Consider the following 19,436-nt stretch of genomic DNA (forward strand, 5'->3'; position numbering starts at 1 on the left):
GCTCCATTGCTATTGGTCATGTGCCCAATTGGCTATTGGTCAGTCATTCAATAGCATGGGAGGCATGGAGTCAAGAGCGACGTCCGAGAGCACCGCGGAGCGGGCGCCGGCCACGAGCCAGCCCCGCTCGCGCAAACCCGCCGAGGAGCGGCGCGAGGAGATCCTCGCCGCGGCCGCCGAGATCGCGATCGAGGAGGGCCTGGAGCGGATCACGCTGCGCGCGGTCGCCGCCCGGCTGGGCGTGCGGCCCGGCCTGATCTCGCACTACTTCCCCGCGGCGGAGGACCTCGTGGACGAGGCCTTCGCGCGCGCCGCGACCATCGAGCGCGAGCGCTTCTTCCCGACGGAGGGTCCGCCGCTGGAGCGGCTCGCGCACTTCGTGCACCACATCGACTCCGGGGCCTCCTGGCCGCTGGCCCGCCTGTGGCTGAACGCGCGCCACCTCTCCCGCTTCACGCCGTCGCTGGAGGAGACGCTGCGCGAGCAGGACGCCCTCGACCGTTCCCGGCTGCGGGAGATCGTCCAGGAAGGGGCCGACACCGGCGTGTTCGCCGCGGTCGACCCCGAGTGGGCGAGCATCCGCATCCTCATCGCCGTCGACGGAAGCGGCTCCTACGTTAACAGCGCCGGCGACCTCAGCAACCCCGCGCAGGCGCGCTTCGTCGCCGACGTCGTCGAGTGGACGCTGGCCCTCCCCGCCGGCACCCTCTGACCATCCGTTCCGGAGTTGTGTACGCGACACGCCGGTGCTCAGCGTGCACAACTCCGGAATTGATGGCTGCTGGCTACCAGTCGTGCATGGAGCCGTCGAGGAGGCGGTTGACGGGGAGGTAGGCCGGCTGGTACGGGAAGGAGTCGGCGACGAGGTCGTCGTAGTCGACGCCGAGGCCGGGGGTCTCGCCGGGGATGAGCATGCCATCCTCGAACGTGTAGGTCGGACGGAACACCTCGTGCGTGTCGGCGCTGTGCTTCATGTACTCCTGGATGCCGAAGTTCGGGATGGCGATCCCCAGGTGGACGGCGGCGGCGAGGCCCACCGGGGACACGTCCGTCGGGCCATGCACACCGGACTTGATCTGGTACACCGACGCGTAGTCGAAGATCCGGCGCAGCCCGGTGATGCCGCCGGCGTGGGTGACTGGGCTGCGCACGTAGTCGATCAGCTGCTCCTCGAACAGCTCCCGGTAGTCGTGGATCGTGTTGAACACCTCGCCGATCGCCAGCGGCGTCGTGGTGTGCTCACGGACCCGGCGCAGCACGGCCTGGTTCTCGGCCGGGGTGACGTCCTCCAGCCAGAACAGGTCGTACGGCTCCAGCGACTTGCCGAGCTTGGCCGCCTGGATCGGCGTCAGCCGGTGGTGCGCGTCGTGCAGCAGCGGCAGCTCCGGGCCGAACTCGTTGCGCACCGCCTCGAACACGCCGGGGATGTGGCGCAGGTAGGCGCGGGTGTCCCACTGCTCTTCGACCGGCACGGCGCTGCGCCGCGCGGGCTCGTGGTCGTAGCGGGAGGTCGTCCCGCCCGCCCCGGCGCCGGCGTTCGCCGAGGACGCCACCCCGTAGACCGAGGACAACCCGGGGATGCCGGTCTGGATGCGGATGGCGCGGTAGCCCTGGTCCAGGTGGGCGCGGATGGAGTCGAACAGCTCGGGCAGCTCGGCGCCGGACGCGTGTCCGTAGCAGAGCGTCCCGACCCGGCTCCTGCCGCCGAGCAGCTGGTACAACGGCAGCCCGGCGACCTTGGCCTTGATGTCCCACAGCGCCGTATCCACCGCGGCGATGGAGGCCATCGTCACCGGCCCGCGCCGCCAGTACGCGCCGCGGTACAGGTACTGCCAGGTGTCCTCGATCGCGTGCGCGTCCCGCCCGATCAGCAACGGAACCACGTGCTCGCTCAGATACGCGGCGACCGCGAGCTCGCGCCCGTTCAGGGTCGCGTCGCCCAGACCCGTATAGCCGTCCTCCGTCGTGATCCGCAACGTCACGAAGTTGCGGCCCGGGCTGGAGACCAGCACGTCGGCAGCGGTGATTCTCATAGGTGTGCTCCTCGGTGGAAAGATGCGGCTCTGACGGCGTCCACCGCGGCCACGATGTCGGGATCGGCCGCCAGGCGCGGGTCGATCAGGGCGAGCAGTCGGGAGGTCGCGTCGGCGGACGCGCGGGCCTCGGCGATCGCGGCGGACTCCGCGTCCACCAGCGCCCGACCGGCCCTGACGAGCGCCACCCAGGCGGCGAGCGGGTACACGCACGCGGAGCCGTCGCGGCCGGCCGCGCGCTCGGCGAGCAGGGTGTCCACGATGCGCACCCGCAGCTTCGCCACCGCCTCCGCGGCGATCTGCTCCAGGTTGTGCTCGATGCGGGCGTTTGCGAACCGCTCGATCAGCGCATCGCGGTAGCGGCGAAGGTCGAGGCCCTCGGCGGGCAGCTGCCGCACCGACTCGTTCCAGTACGCCTCGACCCGCGCGCGCAACGCCGGGTCGGCGACGGCCTGGGCCACCGTGCGGTAGCCGCGGGACAGGCCCGCGTACGCGAGCAGGCTGTGCGCGCCGTTCAGCAGGCGCAGCTTGCGCTGCTCGAACGGCTCGATGTCGTCCACGAACCGCGCGCCTGCCGCCTCCCAGGCGGGCCGTCCGGCCGGGAAGTCGCCGCACAGCACCCAGTCGGTGAACGGTTCGGTGACGACGACGGCGCGGTCGTCCCAGCCGGTGAGGCCGGAGGCGCCCACGATGTCGTCCTCGGTGGTCCGCGGCGTGATCCGGTCGACCGAGGTCGACACGAAGGAGACCGTGGCGGCGATCCAGTCCGCGGTCTCGTCGCTCACCTGCCGGGCGAGCGCGTCCAGTCCGCGCGCGACGAACGGGCCGTTGCCGGGGATGTTGTCGCAGGGGACGACGGCGAGCGGGCCCGATCCCGCACGCCGCCGGGCTTCGAGGCCGAGCAGGAGCCGGCCGAGCGCCGTGACCGGTCCGTCGGACGTGCGGGCGAGGTCGTCGGAGGCCGCGAAGGCCTGGCGCAGCCGCTCGATGTCGGCCACCACCGCTCCGTCGTCCAGGCGCGGACGCCCATCTGGTGTCAGCCGGTAGCCGGGCTCGGTGACGGTGAGCGTGACGATCGCGGTGCGCGGGGCGCGCAGCCGGGCGACGAGCCGGGGGAGGTCCGCGCCGTCCGAGGCCTCGGCGATGCTCCGCACGATCGAGGCCTCGTCCCCGGTGGGCGAGCGCACCACCAGCGTGAAGAGCCCGTCCTGCGGCGCCAGTTCGAGCGCCGCCTCCGGGCTCCGGCCGGTGAACGCGGAGATCCCCCACTCGCCGGACGGGTCGGCCGCCGCGGTGTACCAGGCCTGGTGCGCGCGGTGGAAGGCGCCGAGCCCGAGGTGGACGATGCGCACCTCCGGCTTCGGGCGCACCATGCCGGCCGCCCCGTCGAGCACGGCACGCGAGAGGCGGGTCAGCGTCCCGGAGTACATGCTCACAGCTTGAACACCCGTCGCGGGATCGTCGTCACGAGGTCCACGATGATGCGCTCGGCCGCCGCGCGCCCGACGCGGCCCTCGCGCACCAGCCGGCTCAGGAAGGCGGCGTCCAGCCGGCGCGACATGTCGTGCCGTGCCGGGATGGAGAGGAACGCGCGCGTGTCGTCGATGAACCCGGACCCGCGGTAGAAGCCGGCCGTCTCCGTCGTCGCCGCGCGGAACCGCAGCACGGCGTCCGGAGCGTCGAGGAACCACCACGGAGCGCCGATGTAGACGCTCGGGTAGAAGCCGGCGAGCGGCGCGAGCTCGCGCGACGCGGCCGACTCGTCCACCGTGAACAGCACCAGGTGGAAGTCGGGGTCGTCGCCGTACTTCTCGAGCAGCGGCCGCAGCCCCTCCGTGTACCGCGTGGTGACGGGGATGTCGTGCCCGGTGTCCGGGCCGAACGCCGCGAAGGTCGGCGCGTGGTGATTGCGAAAGACGCCGGGGTGGACGGTCATGACCAGCCCGTCCTCCACGCTCATCCGCGCCATCTGGAGCAGCATGTGGCCCTGGAAGACCGCGGCCTCCGCCGGAGACAGGGCGCCGCGCCGCGCGCGCTCGAACAGCGCTGCGGCCTCCGCGGCCTCCAGGTCGACCGTCAGCGGCTGGAGGACGCCGTGGTCGGCGGACACCGCGCCGTGCTCCACGAAGTACCGCCGGCGCCCTGCGAGCGCGTCGAGGTAGCCGGCGAAGCTGGACGGCGCGGAGCCGTTCCACTCCGCGAGCCGGTCGATCCGCTCGGCGAAGCCCGGCGCGAGCGGGTTGAGGTACGCGTCCGGCCGGAAGGTCGGCACCACGCGCCCGGTGAAGGCAGGGTCGGCCGCGAGCGTCCCGTGGTGGCGCAGGTCGTCCAGCGGGTCGTCGGTCGTGGCGAGCACCTCGATCCCGAACCGCTCGAACAGCGCGCGCGGCCGGAACCCGTCGGTGGCGAGGATGGCCTGGATGCGGTCGAACAGCTCGTCGGCGTTCGCCGCGTCCGGCTCCTCCGCGATCCCGAACAGCTCGGTCAGCTCGCTGCGCAGCCAGTACCCGGAGGCCGTTCCGGCGAACAGGTGCCAGCGGCTGCAGAGCGCCCGCCACACCTCCCGCGCCGGGGCGACCGGTGCGCCGTCCGCGCCCGGGATGCCGAGCGCGCCGAGCGGGACGCCGTCCGCGTGCAGCAGCCGCGTCACGTAGTGGTCGTAGCGCACCAGCAGGTCGGCGGGGTCGGGGAAGGGGCGGTCCTCGACCAGGAGCGCCGGGTCGACGTGGCCGTGCGGCGAGATGATCGGCAGGCGCTCGACCGCCGCGAACAGGTCGCGGGCGATCGAGCGGGTCTCCGGATCCGCCGGCAGCAGGCGGTCCGGGTCGAGGCCCTCGGTCACTGCAGCACGGCCGTTCCGCCGGTGACGAGCACGACCTCGTCGTACTCGCCGGCCAGCACGTCGGCGACCCGGATCGGCTTGCCCAGCGTCGCCGAGACGTACAGCGCGCGGACCACGGCCAGCGCGGTCGTCGCCTCCCGCACGCCCACGACGGGCTCGGCGCCGGTGCGGATGCTGTGCACGACGTCCAGGTACTGCTTGGCGTGCGCGGTCTGGAGGTCGTCCGAGCCGCGGGTGTTCTCGCTCGCGTCGGCCGAGCCCACCTCGCGGGCGGCCTGGTTGCGGGTGCCGCCGATGCCGTAGTGGTTGTCGGCGGCCTCCGGGTCGGCGTCGGCGGCGTAGAAGTAGAGCAGCCGGTCGTTGTCGATGATGGCCGAGCCCGCCGAGCCGTGCACCTGGAGGCGCGCGGAGAGGCCGGGGTACGCCGCGGTGGTCGCGTGCACGACGGCGAGCGCTCCCGACTCGAAGCGCACCGTGGCGACGGCGGTGTCCTCGACCTCCATGTTCTCGTGGGCGAGGAGGGCGGTCTGGGCGTAGACCTCCACCGGCGTCCCCAGGAACCAGAGCAGCAGGTCGACGCTGTGCACGCCCTGGTTCATCACGGCGCCGCCGCCGTCGAGGTCCCAGGTGCCGCGCCACTCGCCGGAGTCGTAGTAGCTCTGCGAGCGCCACCAGGAGACGGCGGCGCTGCCCGAGGTGATCGTCCCGAACCGGCCGGCCTGGATGGCGTCGGACACCGCGACGCTGCCCGCGTCGAACCGGTGCTGGCTGATGATCGAGGTGACCTGGCCGCGCTCGCGGGCGGCGTCCGCGGCGTCCTGCACCAGGCGCGCGTTGGTCAGGCTGACGTCGATCGGCTTCTCGATGATGACGTGCGTGCCGGCGTTCAGCGCGGCCACGGCGACGGCCGCGTGCGCGCCGCTCGGCGTGCAGACGGCGATGAGGTCGAGGTCGGCGGCGGCGAGCGCGTCGGCGATCGAGGTGTAGACCTCCGGACGCGCGGCGCCGAGCACGTTCTCGACCTTGTCGGCGAGGCTCAGCGCCTTGGCCTCCACGACGTCCACGACGGCGACGAGCTCCAGGTCCGCGGTGTTCACGACGACCTCGGCGTGCTCGGCGCCGATGACGCCGCAGCCGACGACGGCGACGCGCAGGCGCTCGGCGGCGGTCACTGAGCGCTCACCCCCGCCTCGGCGAGCACGCGGCCGAACGCGCGGCCGGCGACGCCGAACGCGAACGGGCCGCTGAAGCCGCCCAGGTGGTGGGCGTTCGCCAGGTGCGGTTCGAGGGAGAAGAAGCCCTCGAAGCCGTCCTCGCGCAGCGCGGCGATGGTCTCGGCGAGCTCGCCGTCGCCCTCGCCGGCGGGCATGACGGCCCCGTCGGCCGAGCGGGCGTCCTTGACCTGGAAGTACTCCAGGTGCGGGCGCAGCGACGCGTACGCGCCGGTGAACGGCTTGACGCCGACCTGCACGAAGTTGGCCGAGTCCCACGCCACACGCAGCGCCGGCGAGCCGACGGTCTCGATGATGTCGAGGACGCGCTCCGGGGTGTCGCCGTAGATCTCCTTCTCGTTCTCGTGCACGAGGATGACGCCGCTCGCGGCGGCGAGGTCGGCCAGCGCGGTCATGCGCTCCATGACCGCGTCGCGGATGTCCTCCGGCGTCTGGTCCTCCGAGCGATAGAACGAGAAGATCCGGATGTAGCGGGCGCCGAGCACCTCGGCGGCGCGGATGGCGCGGGCCAGGCGCCCGACCTCGTACTCCACCGGCTCGGACACGTCGACCTTGCCGATCGGCGACGCGATGGCCGAGACGCCCATCCCGTGCTCGCGCAGGATGCCGTCCAGGCGGGCGAGCTCCTCCTCGGTGAGGTCGACGATGTTGGTCCCCCACGCGCTGCGCACTTCGATGTGGTTGGCGCCGAGCGCCTGCAGCACGGCGATCTGGACCTCGGGGTCCGGGCTGATCTCGTCTCCGAAGCCGGAGAGGGTCCATTGCGACTGTGACACGTTCATATCCCTTGTGTTTCGTAGCGAATCGGTTACTTGACGCTTCCGGCGGTGAGACCTCCGACGAGGAACCGCTGGAAGACGAGGTAGAGCACGACGACGGGGACCGCGCAGACGAGCGAGGCGGCCATCATCTGTCCGTAGAGGGGAAGGGACCCGCCTTCCGCGGAGGCGCCGAAGATCTGCAGCACCACCGCGGCGGTCTGGGTGTCGGGGCGGGTGAGCACCGACGCGAAGAGGACGTCGTTCCAGCCGAGCAGGAACGAGAAGACGCCGGAGACGACCAGCCCGGGCCAGCTCAGGGGCACGATGATCCGCACGAGCACCCCGACCGAGGAGGCGCCGTCGATGCGCGCGGCCTCCTCCAACTCCCGCGGCAGCCCGCGGAGGTAGGTGACCAGCACCCACGTCGCGAACGGCAGCGCGAAGGTCAGGTAGGCCAGGAACAGCCCCCAGCTCGTGCCGATGACCGTGATGCCGAGGTAGTTGCCCGCCGAGGCGAACACCACGAAGACCGGCAGGAGCAGCAGCGTGCCGGGCACGCTCTGCAGGCCGATCAGGCCGCGGAGGATCGTCAGCCGGCCGAGGAACTCGAAGCGCACGAGCACGTAGGCGGTGACGATGCCGAGCGCGGAGGCCACGACGGCGACCGCTCCGGCGATGGTGATGCTGTTGAACAGGCCGTTCGCCAGCGGGAGGGTGTCCCAGATCTTCGTGTAGTTCGTGAGCGTGAACTGGGTCGGGAAGTACGCGCCGCGCGCGACCTCCACGTCGGAGTTCATCGACGCGAACACGATGTAGAGCAGCGGGACGGCGATGACGGCGAGGATGACGCAGGTGCCGACCACCAGGACGGACCTCGGCAGCAGGCGCGTCACCTCGGCGGCGCGGCGCTCCGGCTTGGCGCGCTTCGGCTTCTGCCGCGCCGGCGCGACGGCGTCGAGGAGCGGCTCGCGCTCCAGGTCGGTTGCGTGGACGGTCATCGTCGGCCTCCGGAGTCCGCACCCGTGTCGAGCCTGACCGCGCGCAGGTAGAAGAACAGCGGGATAGCGATGAGCAGCAGCGAGATCAGCGCCATGGCGGCGCCCATCCCGAACCGCAGGCTCGTGAAGCTCATGCTGTACACGAGCGTGGGCAGCACCTGCACGTCGAACGGCGCGGGGACGCCGAACAGCAGGAACGCCAGCGAGAAGTTGTTCATGTGGTGCAGCGTCGCGATCAGGCAGGCCAGCGCGACCGGGCCGCGCAGATAGGGGAAGATCACGTAGCGCAGCTTCGCCCACCAGAGCGCGCCGTCGAGCGCCGAGGCCTCGTGGACCTCGTGGTCGACCGACTGGAGGCCGGAGAGCGCCATCAGGTAGATGAACGGCCACGCGGACCACACCTCCACCAGGATCAGCACCCAGTAGCTGGCCGGGCCGTTCAGCCACTGCACGGCCGGCGCCCCCGCGCCCTCCAGCGCCTTGTTGACGATGCCGTCGGGCTGCAGCATGGTGCGCCAGAACGTCCCGACCACGAACGCCGGCAGGACGTACGGGACCAGGAAGAGCGAGCGCACCACGCCACGCCCGCGGTACCGGTTCTGCGTCGCGAGGGCCGCGAACACGCCGATCGGGACCGAGATGAGGGTCGAGATGACGGCGAACCCGACCGTGTTGCCGAACGCGTGCAGGAGGTCGGTCTTGGTGAACGCCTCGATGAGGTTCTGCACCCCGATGAACGGGGCCGAGATCCACGACCGGATCGTGTACTGGTCCAGCTCGAGCAGGGCGATGTACACGCCCAGGATGAGCGGGATGACGATGATCAGGCCGATCAGGAGGCCGCCGGGTGCGAGCATCCACAGCGGCCTCCCCTGCTTCGTGAGGGACCTCCGTCGGGCGGGCGCCGTCGCTTTCCTCACTGCGAGCGTCATTTGCCGGCCGATGCCCGATCGAGGGAGGACTGCGCGTCCTGCTGAGCCTTGGCGAGGGCGGACTGGAGCCAGCTGTCGGAGACGCCCGAGCCGGCGAGCTGCGGCCGCGCCTGGACGACGACGTTGGTCAGCGCGAGCTGGATGTCGCCCCACGCGCCGGTGAACGGCGTGCTCTTCGAGTGCGCGCCCGCGTCGAGGATCGGGGCGAGGGTCTTGTCCGCGGACTCGATCTTCGACGCCGCCGCCGCGTTGGTGGGCAGGTCGCCGAAGTTCTGGTGGTAGTAGACCTGGAAGTCCTCGCTCGTGATGAGCTTGACGTAGGCGGCAGCGAGGTCCTGGTTCTTCGAGTAGGACGCGATGACCACGTTGTCGCCCGAGATGATCGAGGTCGACGGGATGGACTTGCTCGGCGCGCTGCTCTCCCCCGGCGGGATGGTCGGCATCACGGCGAAGGCGTAGTGACCCTTGATCGGCGACGCGTTGAAGGTCGTGGCGGCGGAGGCGGTGGTCATCAGCATCATGGCCGACTTGCCCGCCGCGAAGTTCGCCGCGGCGTCCGTGTCCTTCCAGCCGGCGGCGGCCGGGTTGACGACCTTGTCCTTGTTCAGCCAGCCGAAGTAGGCCTCCATGCCCTTCTTCACGGCCGGGCTGTCGAGGTTCGCCTTCTTGCCGGAGACCAGCGGCGTGCCGTAGTCGTTGGCGAAGGTCCAGGCGTACTTCCACGGAGTGTAGCCGTCGGCGTAGCCGGTCGCGAAGCCGTAGACGCCGTTGGCGGTCAGCTTCTTGGCCTGCGCCAGGAGGCCGTCCCAGGTGGAGGCGGGCTTGCTGATGCCCGCGGCCTTGAACATGTCGGTGTTGTACGCGAGCACGTAGGGGCGGCTGGCGAACGGGACGCCGATCTGGTTCTTCGCGTCGGGGCCGGAGATGCCGAGCGACGCCGGGACGAAGCGGCTCTTGCCGCCGACCTTGTCCCACATCGCGCTGTCGAGCTTGACGAAGGCGCCGGTCGAGTAGGCGGTCGGCGTGAACGTGGTGCCGATCGTGTAGACGTCGGGGCCCTGGCCGGAGACGACCGAGGTCTGGATCTTGGTGAGCTCGTCGTTCGCGGAGGCGAACGTCTCGAACTTGATGTCGGCGCCGGTCTGCTTCTTGAGCGCGGCGGCGATCTTGGCCTGCCAGGCCCGGAGGGCGTCGGCGTGCTGCGCGTTGGCCCCGACCAGGACGTCGAGGGTCTTGCCCTTGCCGTCGACGGCCGAGCCGGTCGACGAGCTGCTGCTTCCGCTGCTGCCGCAGGCGGTGAGGCCGAGGGCGGCGACCGAGATGACGGCGGCTGCGCCCAGCAGGCGGATTGTCGATTTCTTCACGTTGCTCCTCATTGAGTTCAATCGGAATCTCCGGCGGTGCGAGCCAGGAGGACGGCGTTGACGCTAATCTCGTTGCACAACGGAAGGCAAGAAATGCAAAAGTTGCCAGCGGGCGCGCAGACCAGGCGCGCGCCCACCCTCGCGGACATCGCCGCGCTCAGCGGCGTCGCGACCTCCACGGTCTCCCGGGCGCTCTCGCAGCCGGAGCGGGTCAGCCCGCGCACCCGGCACCGCATCGAGGCCGCCGCCAACCAGCTCGGCTACACGGCCCCGGCCGCCCCCGACCCGCAGTCCGGCCCGCGCGCCGTCGCGCTGCTCATCCCGGACATCACGAACCCGTTCTTCTTCGGCCTGATCCGGAGTACGCAGCAGCAGCTCCGGGCCGCCGGCTACACGCTCCTGCTGGTCGACACCGAGGAGGTGACCGACTTCGAGTCCGGCTACCTGGAGACCTTCGGCCACTCGGCCGCCGGGTTCATCCTCGCCGCCACGCGCCTCTCCGACGAGCAGCTCGCGGAGGCCGCGGCGCGCGTCCCGCTCGTGACCATCAACCGCGACAGCCCCGGGGTCCCCGCCGTGATGATCGACACCCCGAGCGGCGTCCAGCAGGCCGCGGAGCACCTGTACTCCCTGGGCCACCGCGACATCGTCTACCTCGCCGGGCCGACCGCGTCGTGGTCGGACAGCCACCGCTGGGAGCTGCTGCAGGAGACCGCGAAGACGCTCGGGATGAGCGTGCGCAGGCACGGACCGCACCACCCGAGCAAGAGCTCCGGCGCGGCGGCCGCCGACGCCCTGGTCAACTCCGGCGCGACGGCGGCGATCGCCTTCAACGACCTGCTGGCGATCGGCGTCCTGATGCGGCTGCGCGAGCGCGGCATCGACGTGCCGGGCCGGCTCAGCGTCGTGGGCTGCGACGACATCTTCGGCGCGGACTTCTGCAACCCGCCGCTCACGACGCTGTCCTCCCCGATCGAGCAGGCGGGCCGGATGGCGACGGACATGCTGCTCGGGCAGCTCCGCGCCGGAGGGCCGGTCACGCGCTCGGGGGTGGTCCTGCCGACGCACCTGGTGATCCGCGGGTCCACGGGGCCGGTCGCCGCAGACTGACGCGCCCGCCGCCGCGCGCGCATCTGCGCAGTGGATTCTGTGCGCTTCCGCATGCAATTTCGTTGCATCGGATTGCTATCAGTTTGCCATGCGTGTTCTGGTGGTCGGCATGGATTCCCCCACGGGCCCGCGTCGCACCCCGACGCTCGCGGACATCGCCGCCCTGAGCGGCGTCGCGACGTCGACGGTCTCGCGCGCCCTGTCGGAGCCGCGCCGCGTCAACGACGTCACCCGGGAGCGCATCGAACGCGCGGCGGCGGAGCTCGGCTACGTGTCGCGCACGCGCGTCCGGCCGCTGCCGTCCGGGCGCCCCCGCGCCATCGCGGTGCTGGTGTCCGACGTGACCAACCCGTTCTACTTCGGGATCGTCCGCGGCACCCAGCACCAGCTCAAGGCGGCCGGCTACCAGCAGATCCTCGTGGACACGGAGGAGTCGGACGAGCTGGAGGACGACATCCTGCGCAAGCTGCGCAGCTCGTTCGACGGCGCCATCCTGGCCGCCTCCCGGCTGACCGACCGCCGCCTGACGGCGCTGTCGGAGGAGCTGCCGCTGATCGCGATCAACCGCCAGACCCGCGGCGTCCCCAATGTCTTCATCGACACGCCCACCGGCTTCCAGCAGGCGCTGACGCACCTGGTGTCGCTGGGCCACCGCGACGTCGCCTATCTCGCCGGGCCCGACACCTCCTGGGCGAACGAGACCCGCTGGCGCACGCTGGCCCGCGCCGCGGCCGGCCACGGCATCTCGGTGCGGCGGCTCGGCCCGTTCCTGCCCAGCTACGACCCGGGCGCCGCGGCGGCCGACGCCGCCATCGCGGCCGGCGTCACCGCCTGCATCGCCTTCAACGACCTCATCGCGATCGGGATGCTCGGGCGGCTCGCCGAGCGCGGCGTCAGGGTGCCGCAGGATATGAGCGTCGTGGGCTGCGACGACATCTTCGGCGCCGACTTCTGCAACCCGCCGCTGACCACCCTCACCCAGCCCACCGAGCGCGCCGGCCGCACCGCGGTCGACATCCTGGTCAGCCGGCTGAACGCCCACGACGAGCGGGAGATGCGCCGCAGCGCGACGCTGCCGACCCACCTGACGGTGCGGTCGTCGAGCGGGCCGGTGCCTGCCCGCACGCTCACCGCCTGAGGGGGAATTCCGACTCGGTCCCTATGTGCTTGCTCGGCAGCAACTAATTGTTGCTATCGTGTCCTCACCGCAACTCCACGCTTACCCGAAGGGCGTCTGGAAACATGAGCACCGTGGTCGACCAGGTTCCGGCGAACCCTCTCGCGCCGGAGCCGCACGAGTCCGGCCGGGCGAACGCCCCCCGACCGACCGTCACCGCCTTCGTGGACGGCGTGTCCGGCCACAACGACCGCGCTCGGCGGGCCACCATCGAGCTCGCGAAGGCGCTGGGCCGGCGGCTGGAGACGACGGTCGGCGTGATCGGCGAAGGTGCGTCGCAGGGTCAGAGCTTCGGCTGGCGCGCCGCCCTCCACCAGGCCAGGCCCGAGCTCGACGCGCTGGCCGAGACGACGGAGCACTCCCTGCGGTCCGCGCCGTTCAGCGCCTTCTGCCTGACCAGGAACGCGGCCGCCCTCGCCACCCTCCCGGCGGTCGCCCGGGCCTACCCGGACGCGGCGATCGTGTGGATGGGCGCCCACCCGTGCCTGCACACCCCCACGACCACCCGCACCGGCGACCTCAGCGGGATGGCGCTCGGCGGCGCGGCCGGGCTCTGGAAGTCCGGCCACGGCGGCGAGGTCGCCCTCTCCAACGTGGTGCTGCTCGGCGCCCGCGACCTCGACCAGGCCGAGCGGAACATCATCGCCAACTCCCCCATCCGCAACATCCCGGCCGGCCCGCGGATGCAGGAGGAGCTGGCCGCGACGATCGCCGGCCGCGACGTGTTCGTGCACTTCTCCGCCGACGTGCTGCAGCCGGGCATCGTCCTCACCGACTACCAGATCGCGGACGGCCTGACCATCGACACCGTCGTGGCGGCCGCCCGCACCCTCGCCGGCGAGCGCGTGATCGGCCTCCAGCTCAGCGAGCTGGAGCACGACCCGACCGACCGCTTCAACACCTCCGCCCAGCTCGTGGTGGAGATGCTGGCGCCGCTGCTGCCGCGCGTGTAGCGCGCACGGCAGCAGCGGCCGGCCAGGGCCGTCACTCTGCGGCGATCCCCTCTCCCCCAGCGGCGCCGGGGACGACGACGGACCCGACGCTCGTCAGGCCGCCGCCCGCGTTCACCCGGAACCCGTCGACTGCGCCGGCGGCGCCGGCCTGGACGTAGAGGTACCGGCCGTCCGACGTCGCCGAGGCGTCGACCGTCCCCGCGCCGGTCGCGGTGTTCCCGAGCGCCGTCAGGCCGCCCGTCCCCGGGTCGGCGTAGCCGGAGAGCGTCCCGCTCCCGGCGTTGGAGGCGTAGAACGCCGAGCCGTCCCGGGCGATCCAGCACGTCGCGGCCTGACCGGTCGCGGCGGTCGCGATCGGGGTGACGACGCCGCTCGGCGCGAGGGCGAAGGTGGCCACCGCGTTCGTGCCGGCCTCCGCCACCACCAGGTGGCCTCCCGCGTCGAACGACACGGCGAACGGCACCGCGCCGGGCTCGACGTTCGTCACCGGGTGCGCGGACAGACCGCCCAGCCGGTCGACGCCGAACACGTCGATGGCGCTGCCGTTGCCCTTGGTGGTGACGACGACCTGCGACCCGTCCGGCGTGAACGCGACCTGGCCCGGCGTGTGCGTGAACTCCGGCGTGAGCGTCGGGTCGAGTCCGAGCGGACGGTTCCAGACCGGGATGCGGACCAGGAAGTCGGCCACGCGGATATAGCCCTGCACGGTCCCTCCCGCGCGCGCGTTCAGCACGTAGACCAGGCCGCTGTGCGCGGTCACGCTGACCGGGAAGCTCCCGCCGGAGCCGATGACCTCCCGCCGGACGAGCTGGTCGCCGTGGACGGCGAAGACCGTCACCGTGTTGCTTCCGGCGTTGACCGCGTAGAGGAGGCCGCGGTCGAGCAGCAGCGAGCCCTGCGACGCGAGGTGGTCGACGACCGAGCCGACCAGCGCGCCGCCGAGGCCGCCGGTCGGGTACGTCCCGGCCTGGTGCAGCGAGCCGTCCGCCGCGCGGTCGTAGGCGACCACGGCGTTGCCCGCGAGCCCGTCGGTCTGGACGAAGACGGCCGACCCGGCGCCGGAGTCCGGGACCCCGCCGGCCGCCGGTGCGGCGAGGGCGGGCCCCGCGAAGAGGGCCGTCGCGGCGACGGCGACCGCCGACGCGAGGGCGAGACGAAGTGGTGTTCTCATGATTCTCCTTCGATCCGTTCGGCGCCGGGCACGGCGCGCTCAGGGGGTGAGTGTCACGCCGCGCGGGATGCTTACCTGCTCGACCGGAACTTCTGCGCGGCCCTACGATCGGGTCATGGGTGTCGACGCGGAGCCGGAGCGCTGGCGCCCCACCGACGACGACCGCGCAGAGACGGACGAGTGGCGGCGGACCCTGACCGCCGGCGGCGCTGTCCAGCGCACCGCTGAGGCCCGGCTGTACGAGCTGCTCCTGCGCGTGGCGCGCGGCGAGGTCCGCCGCCGGTCGGCGTCGCTGCCGTTCGCCGGGCCCGAGCTGGACGACATCGCCCACCAGGCGGCGGCCGACGCGGTCGTCGGCGTCCTGCGCCGGCTGCACGAGTTCCGCGGCGAGAGCCGCTTCACGACCTGGGCGTACACCTTCGCGATCTTCGAGGTCTCGACGAAGGTCGGGCGGCACTACTGGCAGCGCAGGACGCTCTCCCTCGACGCGGCCGGCTGGGACCGCCTCCCCGACCGGCTCGGCATCTCGCCGGAGGAGGCCGGGATGGCGGCCGAGCTGCTGGCGGCGTTGCGGCACGCCATCGACACCGTGCTCACGCGCAAGCAGCGCGAGGTGCTGCTCGCCGTCGTGGTGGAGGGCGTGCCGCTGGAGGCGCTCGCGGTCGCGCGCCGGAGCTCCCGCGGGGCGCTCTACAAAGTCCTCTTCGACGCGAGAAGGAAGTTACGGCGCTACCTTGTCACTAATCACTATCTGGACGACGACGGCGAGGAGGTGACATGAGCGCGCGATCCCGGATCGGGGACTTCCTGGACACCGGCACGCGCGACGCGGGCTGCGCGGAGACGATGGCGCTCATGCACGTCTACGCCGAGCTCGTGCTCTCCGGGCGCGACGCCGCGGCGCGCTACCCGGGCGTCGCCCTGCACCTGAAGCGCTGCGCGGCGTGCGGGGACGACTACGCGGGGCTGCTGGCGGCGCTGGGCAGATAGGACGCCTCCCGCCGCCGCGGACGGGAGGCGTCCGTCAGGACTCACCCCCCGACGTTGATGCGGACCACCTGGCCGCTGAGGCCGTTCGGTCCGTTGGAGGGCATGATCGACCAGTTCGACACGTAGACGTTGCCGCCGCGGAAGGCGAACCCGGACGGGAAGAACAGGTGTCCCGTCCCGAAGGTCGTGCGCTGTCCGCTCGGGCTGATCCGCACGACGTCACCGGCGGGGTTGCCCGTCGGGCTCGGGTTCAGGCCGTTGATCTGGAACTCCGTCACGTAGAAGTTCCCCGACCCGTCGAATCCGCAGCCCTGGATGGTGCTGAAGCCGGTCCACTTCACGACCGCGTGACCGTTCGGCCACACCTGCCAGACGCGGGCGCCTCCCGGTGCGAACGTGCCGCCGAGCAGCTCCGTGACGTAGAACGAGCCGTCCGGCGCCTGCGCGACGCAGGTGGCGACGGCGTCGGTGACCGACCCGGACGGCACGTCCAGGTACGCCACGGTCGAGACCGCGCCGTTCTTGTCGACGCGGGCCAGGATGTTCGTCCCCGCGTCCGCGACGTAGCGGGAGCTGCCGACCGTGAGGACGGTGTTCGGGTTGGCGTCGGGGAACTGCGGGTTCAGGTTCGTGTGCGCGGCCGACCAGGCGAAGTCGGCGTCACCGGTCGAGGCGACAGAGGACCAGGAGCCGGACGACGGGTCGAGCAGGACGGTCCGCCCGAGCGAGGCCCGCGCGGCGTCCACGATGGGGTTCCCCGGCGGGACGGGCGGGATCGGGGAGGTGTTCTCGGCGAACTGCCCCGTCAGCCACCGTCCTTTCGCGTCCACCGAGACCAGACCTTCCGCCGCGGTCCCGGACGGGTCCGCTGCCGAGAACAGGCCCGTGATCGGGTGCGTCAGCGTGCCGTTCGCCCAGACGCCGAGGCGTCCGGTGAGGCCGCCGAACAGCGGGCCCTCCGGTCCGCCGCCGAGGTCCAGCGGGCCACCGTGCCCGGCCTCGGCGATGAAGAGCTGGCCTCCCGTGCCGAACGTCAGCCCACGCGGGTTGTCCAGTCCTGACACGACGACCTGCACGGTCCCGACGGGCGGCTTCGGCGCGGCGTGCGTCGCGGCCTGCGCCGACGTGGCGCCCGCGGCGACGAGCGCCGCGACGAGCAGTGCGGGCATCCCTGCGCGCACGGCGATGTTCAGTCTTTTCATCCGAGTTCACTCCAGCTCTCTGTTGCGCTTCGCGACCCCCAAGACGCCCAAGAAGTTAGCATTCCTCAACTCTGATGGGTAGCCCCCAGGAACCCCATGGGAAACAGAAAGCGTCAGCCCGCGGCGCGCGCCGTGGAGGCGCGGACGATCAGGCTCGTGGACAGGTCTACCCGCGGCAGGTCCGCCGCCTCCGGAGCCGCCTGATCGGGGGCGGCGAGCAGCAGCCGCACCGCGACCTCGCCCATCTCGGAGATCGGCTGGCGGATCGTCGTGAGCGGAGGCGCCCCCCAGCTCGCCTCCGGCACGTCGTCGAAGCCGACCACGCTGAGGTCGTCGGGGATGCGGAGACCGGCCGCCTTCGCGGCGTCGTAGACCCCCATCGCCATGAGGTCGGAGCAGGCGAACACCGCGGTCGGGCGGTCGGGGCTCCGGAGGATCGGGGCGATGGCCTCCGCGGCGCGCGCACGGTCCCAGTCGCCGTGCACGACCACGGGCCCCGTCCCTCCGCCGACCTCCAGCGCGGACCGGAAGCCGTCGATCCTGGCCCGGCTGTAGAGGTGCGTCCTGCTGCCCCCGACGACCGCGAAGCGGTGGTGGCCGAGCCCGAGCAGGTGCTCGGCCGCGGTGCGCCCGCCGTCCCAGTTCGTGACCCCGACGCGCATCGCGGGCGCGGCCGGCTCGCTCATCGGCGTGACCAGCACGACGGGGATGCGCGCGGCCTCCAGCGCGGCGAACTGCCCCGGCGCCGGATCGACCAGCACCACGACCGCGCCGCGCGAGGGCCGGCGCAGGAGGCGGGACACCCAGTTGCCGTCCGGGCGGGCGATCGTGATGACCACGTCGACGTTGGCGGCGGTCGCCGCGGCTTCGACGCCGGTGAGGACGCCGTTCGCCCAGGTTCCGTGCACGTGGTCGACCACGAGGTCGATCATCGCCGGAGCGTCGGGCTCCGCCGCTCCCGCCCTCGCCGCGCTCGCCCGCGGCGCACGCGCGTACCCGACCGCGTGCACCGCCTCCAGCACCCGGTCGCGCGTCGCGGGCGACACGTCGGTCCCTCCCCGGAGCACCTTCGACACCGTCGGGACGCTCGTGCCGGCCATTCCGGCGACGTCGGACAGGGTCGGCCGTTCGCGCCTGAGACCCTCGTCACCCATGACCGCAGCCTATCCAGGCACTCCTGCTTGCGCAAACTTTCGTAAACCGGATGTCTTGCGCTCCCGAAGCTTTTGCTGAAAACATGACCGAACCGCCCCAACCAGCAGCGCGAATTTGCGCAAATCGCTGGATGCGGCGGTCCACCTCTCCAGGTGTTCGACGAAGAAAGCCGCCGGAAACGCTCCGGCCGATGGAGGAGAAGACACGCATGACGAACGGCCTGCTCTCGGGAACCGTCTCCCGGCGAGGACTACTCGCCGGCACCGGAGGACTCGCCGTCCTCGCCGCGCTCGCCGCCTGCAGCTCGCCGGGCGGCACCGCATCCTCGACCGTCAAGTTCTGGAACATGCCGTGGGGAGGCACCGCGTTCTCGCCCCTCGACAAGAAGATCGCGCTCGCCTACAAGCCCGCGAGCGGGCTGCCGTCGGCCGGCTACCAGGCGGTGCAGTGGTCCAACTTCACGACGACCTTCGCGTCGGCCATCGCGTCCAACACCGGACCGGCCGTCAGCAGCGGCAGCGGCACGCAGGCGTTCCAGTTCGCCGAGAAGAACTACATCGCGTACGCCGACGCCCTGTTCGACTCGTGGAAGAGCGACGGCCTGCTGGACGACTTCCTGCCGGGCGTCCTCGACACGATGAAGACGAGCAAGGGCTACGTCGCGGTGCCGTACAACCTCGACATGCGCGTGCTCTGGTACCGGAAGTCCCTCCTGGAGAAGGCGGGGGTCGAGCCGCCCACCGACTGGCAGTCCTACCTGGACGTCTGCGCGGCGCTGAAGAAGATCGGCGTCTTCGGCTTCGGGATCGCCTCCGGCGCGCAGGGCAACGGCTTCCAGGTCCTGACCGGCCTGCTCATCAACAACGGCGGCGGCCTCTTCAACGCCGACCAGAAACCGGACTGCGTGACCCCGGCCAACATCGAGGCGCTGGAGTTCGTGGTCGAGATGGTCCGCAAGGGCTACATGGACCCCGGGAGCGTGAGCTACTCCACGACCAACGCCCAGACCCAGTGGAAGGCCGGCACGTTCGGCCTGGGCTTCGAGAGCCCCGGTCTCGCGCAGGTGCTCGGCGGGCCGCTCGTGCCGGACATGGCCGTCACCAACCCGCTCACCGGCGCACGCGGCGGCAAGGGCGCGCTGTCCTTCCCGAACAACATCATGATGTACAAGCACACCCCCAGCCAGAAGGGCTCGGAAGCGTTCCTGACCTATTACTACAAGAACATGGCTCCGCTCTGGACCGAGAACACCGGCATCGGCCTCCCCGTGCTGAAGTCGATCGCGGCGACGAAGGAGTTCCGGGCCGACCCCAACGCGGTCGCCATGATCGAGAAGTGGCAGCCGATCTGCAAGACCTGGGCGGCACCGGGCGGCGACGCCCTGTTCGCCGACGTGACCCTGGTTGACAGCACCCCCGCGATGACGACGTGGGCGCAGAGCGTCCTGTCGCTGAAGGCCACCCCCAAGGAGTCGCTGCAGACACTGCAGAAGACCCTGACCTCCCAGCAGAAGTAG

The 19,436-nt window shown here is 71.7% G+C and carries 18 protein-coding genes; 7 read left to right on the forward strand and 11 right to left on the reverse strand.

The genetic code is table 11. The features are described from left to right. Window positions 1-64 precede the first annotated feature (64 nt). Window positions 65-712 carry a TetR/AcrR family transcriptional regulator gene (locus ABCS02_RS18885; RefSeq protein ID WP_345837205.1) on the forward strand — a complete coding sequence of 216 codons (648 nt, stop codon included), beginning with the start codon at window positions 65-67 and terminating at the stop codon, window positions 710-712. Window positions 713-785: 73 nt separating this feature from the next. Here ABCS02_RS18885 and manD read toward each other — a convergent pair whose 3' ends face one another. The 8 genes from manD to ABCS02_RS18925 form a co-directional block, all read right to left on the reverse strand. Then, complete coding sequence (gene manD, locus ABCS02_RS18890; RefSeq protein WP_345837206.1) at window positions 786-2,033, reverse strand: D-mannonate dehydratase ManD; 1,248 nt, start codon at window positions 2,031-2,033, stop codon at window positions 786-788. Then, a complete protein-coding gene (locus ABCS02_RS18895; protein WP_345837207.1) occupies window positions 2,030-3,463 on the reverse strand; it encodes a mannitol dehydrogenase family protein in 1,434 nt (477 codons plus the stop codon). Before ABCS02_RS18895 ends, manD begins: the two co-directional genes overlap by 4 nt. Window positions 3,464-3,465: 2 nt before the next feature. Next, window positions 3,466-4,875, reverse strand: coding sequence for a glucuronate isomerase (uxaC, locus tag ABCS02_RS18900; protein WP_345837208.1), 1,410 nt, complete (start codon window positions 4,873-4,875; stop codon window positions 3,466-3,468). Further along, on the reverse strand, window positions 4,872-6,047 hold the full coding sequence (locus ABCS02_RS18905) for a Gfo/Idh/MocA family oxidoreductase (protein ID WP_345837209.1): 1,176 nt from the start codon (window positions 6,045-6,047) through the stop codon (window positions 4,872-4,874). Before ABCS02_RS18905 ends, uxaC begins: the two co-directional genes overlap by 4 nt. Continuing rightward, a complete protein-coding gene (locus tag ABCS02_RS18910) occupies window positions 6,044-6,889 on the reverse strand; it encodes a sugar phosphate isomerase/epimerase family protein (RefSeq protein WP_345837210.1) in 846 nt (281 codons plus the stop codon). The genes ABCS02_RS18905 and ABCS02_RS18910 overlap by 4 nt, the downstream gene beginning before the upstream one ends. Before the next feature lie 26 nt (window positions 6,890-6,915). After that, window positions 6,916-7,866: a carbohydrate ABC transporter permease gene (locus ABCS02_RS18915; protein WP_345837211.1), complete on the reverse strand. Its 951-nt coding sequence runs from the start codon at window positions 7,864-7,866 to the stop codon at window positions 6,916-6,918. Further along, window positions 7,863-8,723, reverse strand: a complete 861-nt coding sequence (locus tag ABCS02_RS18920; RefSeq protein ID WP_345837212.1) for a sugar ABC transporter permease — start codon at window positions 8,721-8,723, stop codon at window positions 7,863-7,865. The genes ABCS02_RS18915 and ABCS02_RS18920 overlap by 4 nt, the downstream gene beginning before the upstream one ends. 71 nt (window positions 8,724-8,794) lie before the next feature. Next, window positions 8,795-10,174: an extracellular solute-binding protein gene (locus ABCS02_RS18925; RefSeq protein ID WP_345837213.1), complete on the reverse strand. Its 1,380-nt coding sequence runs from the start codon at window positions 10,172-10,174 to the stop codon at window positions 8,795-8,797. A gap of 81 nt (window positions 10,175-10,255) precedes the next feature. Here ABCS02_RS18925 and ABCS02_RS18930 point away from each other — a divergent pair, with 81 nt between their 5' ends. From ABCS02_RS18930 to ABCS02_RS18940, 3 genes are all read left to right on the forward strand, one after another. After that, entirely contained in the window at window positions 10,256-11,272 is a 1,017-nt protein-coding gene (locus ABCS02_RS18930) for a LacI family DNA-binding transcriptional regulator (RefSeq protein ID WP_345837214.1), read from the forward strand. Window positions 11,273-11,381: 109 nt separating this feature from the next. After that, window positions 11,382-12,410, forward strand: a complete 1,029-nt coding sequence (locus tag ABCS02_RS18935; protein WP_345837215.1) for a LacI family DNA-binding transcriptional regulator — start codon at window positions 11,382-11,384, stop codon at window positions 12,408-12,410. Between the two features lie 104 nt (window positions 12,411-12,514). After that, a complete protein-coding gene (locus tag ABCS02_RS18940) occupies window positions 12,515-13,402 on the forward strand; it encodes an arginase family protein (protein WP_345837216.1) in 888 nt (295 codons plus the stop codon). Window positions 13,403-13,433: 31 nt separating this feature from the next. On the opposite strand, the gene ABCS02_RS18945 is transcribed toward ABCS02_RS18940, so the two are convergent. Further along, window positions 13,434-14,573 (reverse strand): beta-propeller fold lactonase family protein, encoded by a 1,140-nt coding sequence (locus ABCS02_RS18945; RefSeq protein ID WP_345837217.1) that lies wholly within the window; start codon window positions 14,571-14,573, stop codon window positions 13,434-13,436. A 115-nt stretch (window positions 14,574-14,688) separates the two neighbouring features. Here ABCS02_RS18945 and ABCS02_RS18950 point away from each other — a divergent pair, with 115 nt between their 5' ends. Beyond that, window positions 14,689-15,354: a sigma-70 family RNA polymerase sigma factor gene (locus tag ABCS02_RS18950; protein WP_345837218.1), complete on the forward strand. Its 666-nt coding sequence runs from the start codon at window positions 14,689-14,691 to the stop codon at window positions 15,352-15,354. Continuing rightward, on the forward strand, window positions 15,351-15,563 hold the full coding sequence (locus ABCS02_RS18955; protein WP_345837219.1) for a hypothetical protein: 213 nt from the start codon (window positions 15,351-15,353) through the stop codon (window positions 15,561-15,563). The genes ABCS02_RS18950 and ABCS02_RS18955 overlap by 4 nt, the downstream gene beginning before the upstream one ends. Before the next feature lie 41 nt (window positions 15,564-15,604). Here the strand turns inward: ABCS02_RS18955 and ABCS02_RS18960 are convergent, their stop codons facing one another. Both ABCS02_RS18960 and ABCS02_RS18965 read right to left on the reverse strand, forming a co-directional pair. Beyond that, window positions 15,605-16,765, reverse strand: coding sequence for a ScyD/ScyE family protein (locus tag ABCS02_RS18960; RefSeq protein WP_345837220.1), 1,161 nt, complete (start codon window positions 16,763-16,765; stop codon window positions 15,605-15,607). Between the two features lie 113 nt (window positions 16,766-16,878). Then, window positions 16,879-17,919: a LacI family DNA-binding transcriptional regulator gene (locus ABCS02_RS18965; protein ID WP_345837221.1), complete on the reverse strand. Its 1,041-nt coding sequence runs from the start codon at window positions 17,917-17,919 to the stop codon at window positions 16,879-16,881. 209 nt (window positions 17,920-18,128) lie between these two features. Between ABCS02_RS18965 and ABCS02_RS18970 the strand changes: the two genes are divergently transcribed. After that, entirely contained in the window at window positions 18,129-19,436 is a 1,308-nt protein-coding gene (locus ABCS02_RS18970) for an extracellular solute-binding protein (protein WP_345837222.1), read from the forward strand.

The organism is Microbacterium sp. X-17 (assembly GCF_039615055.1).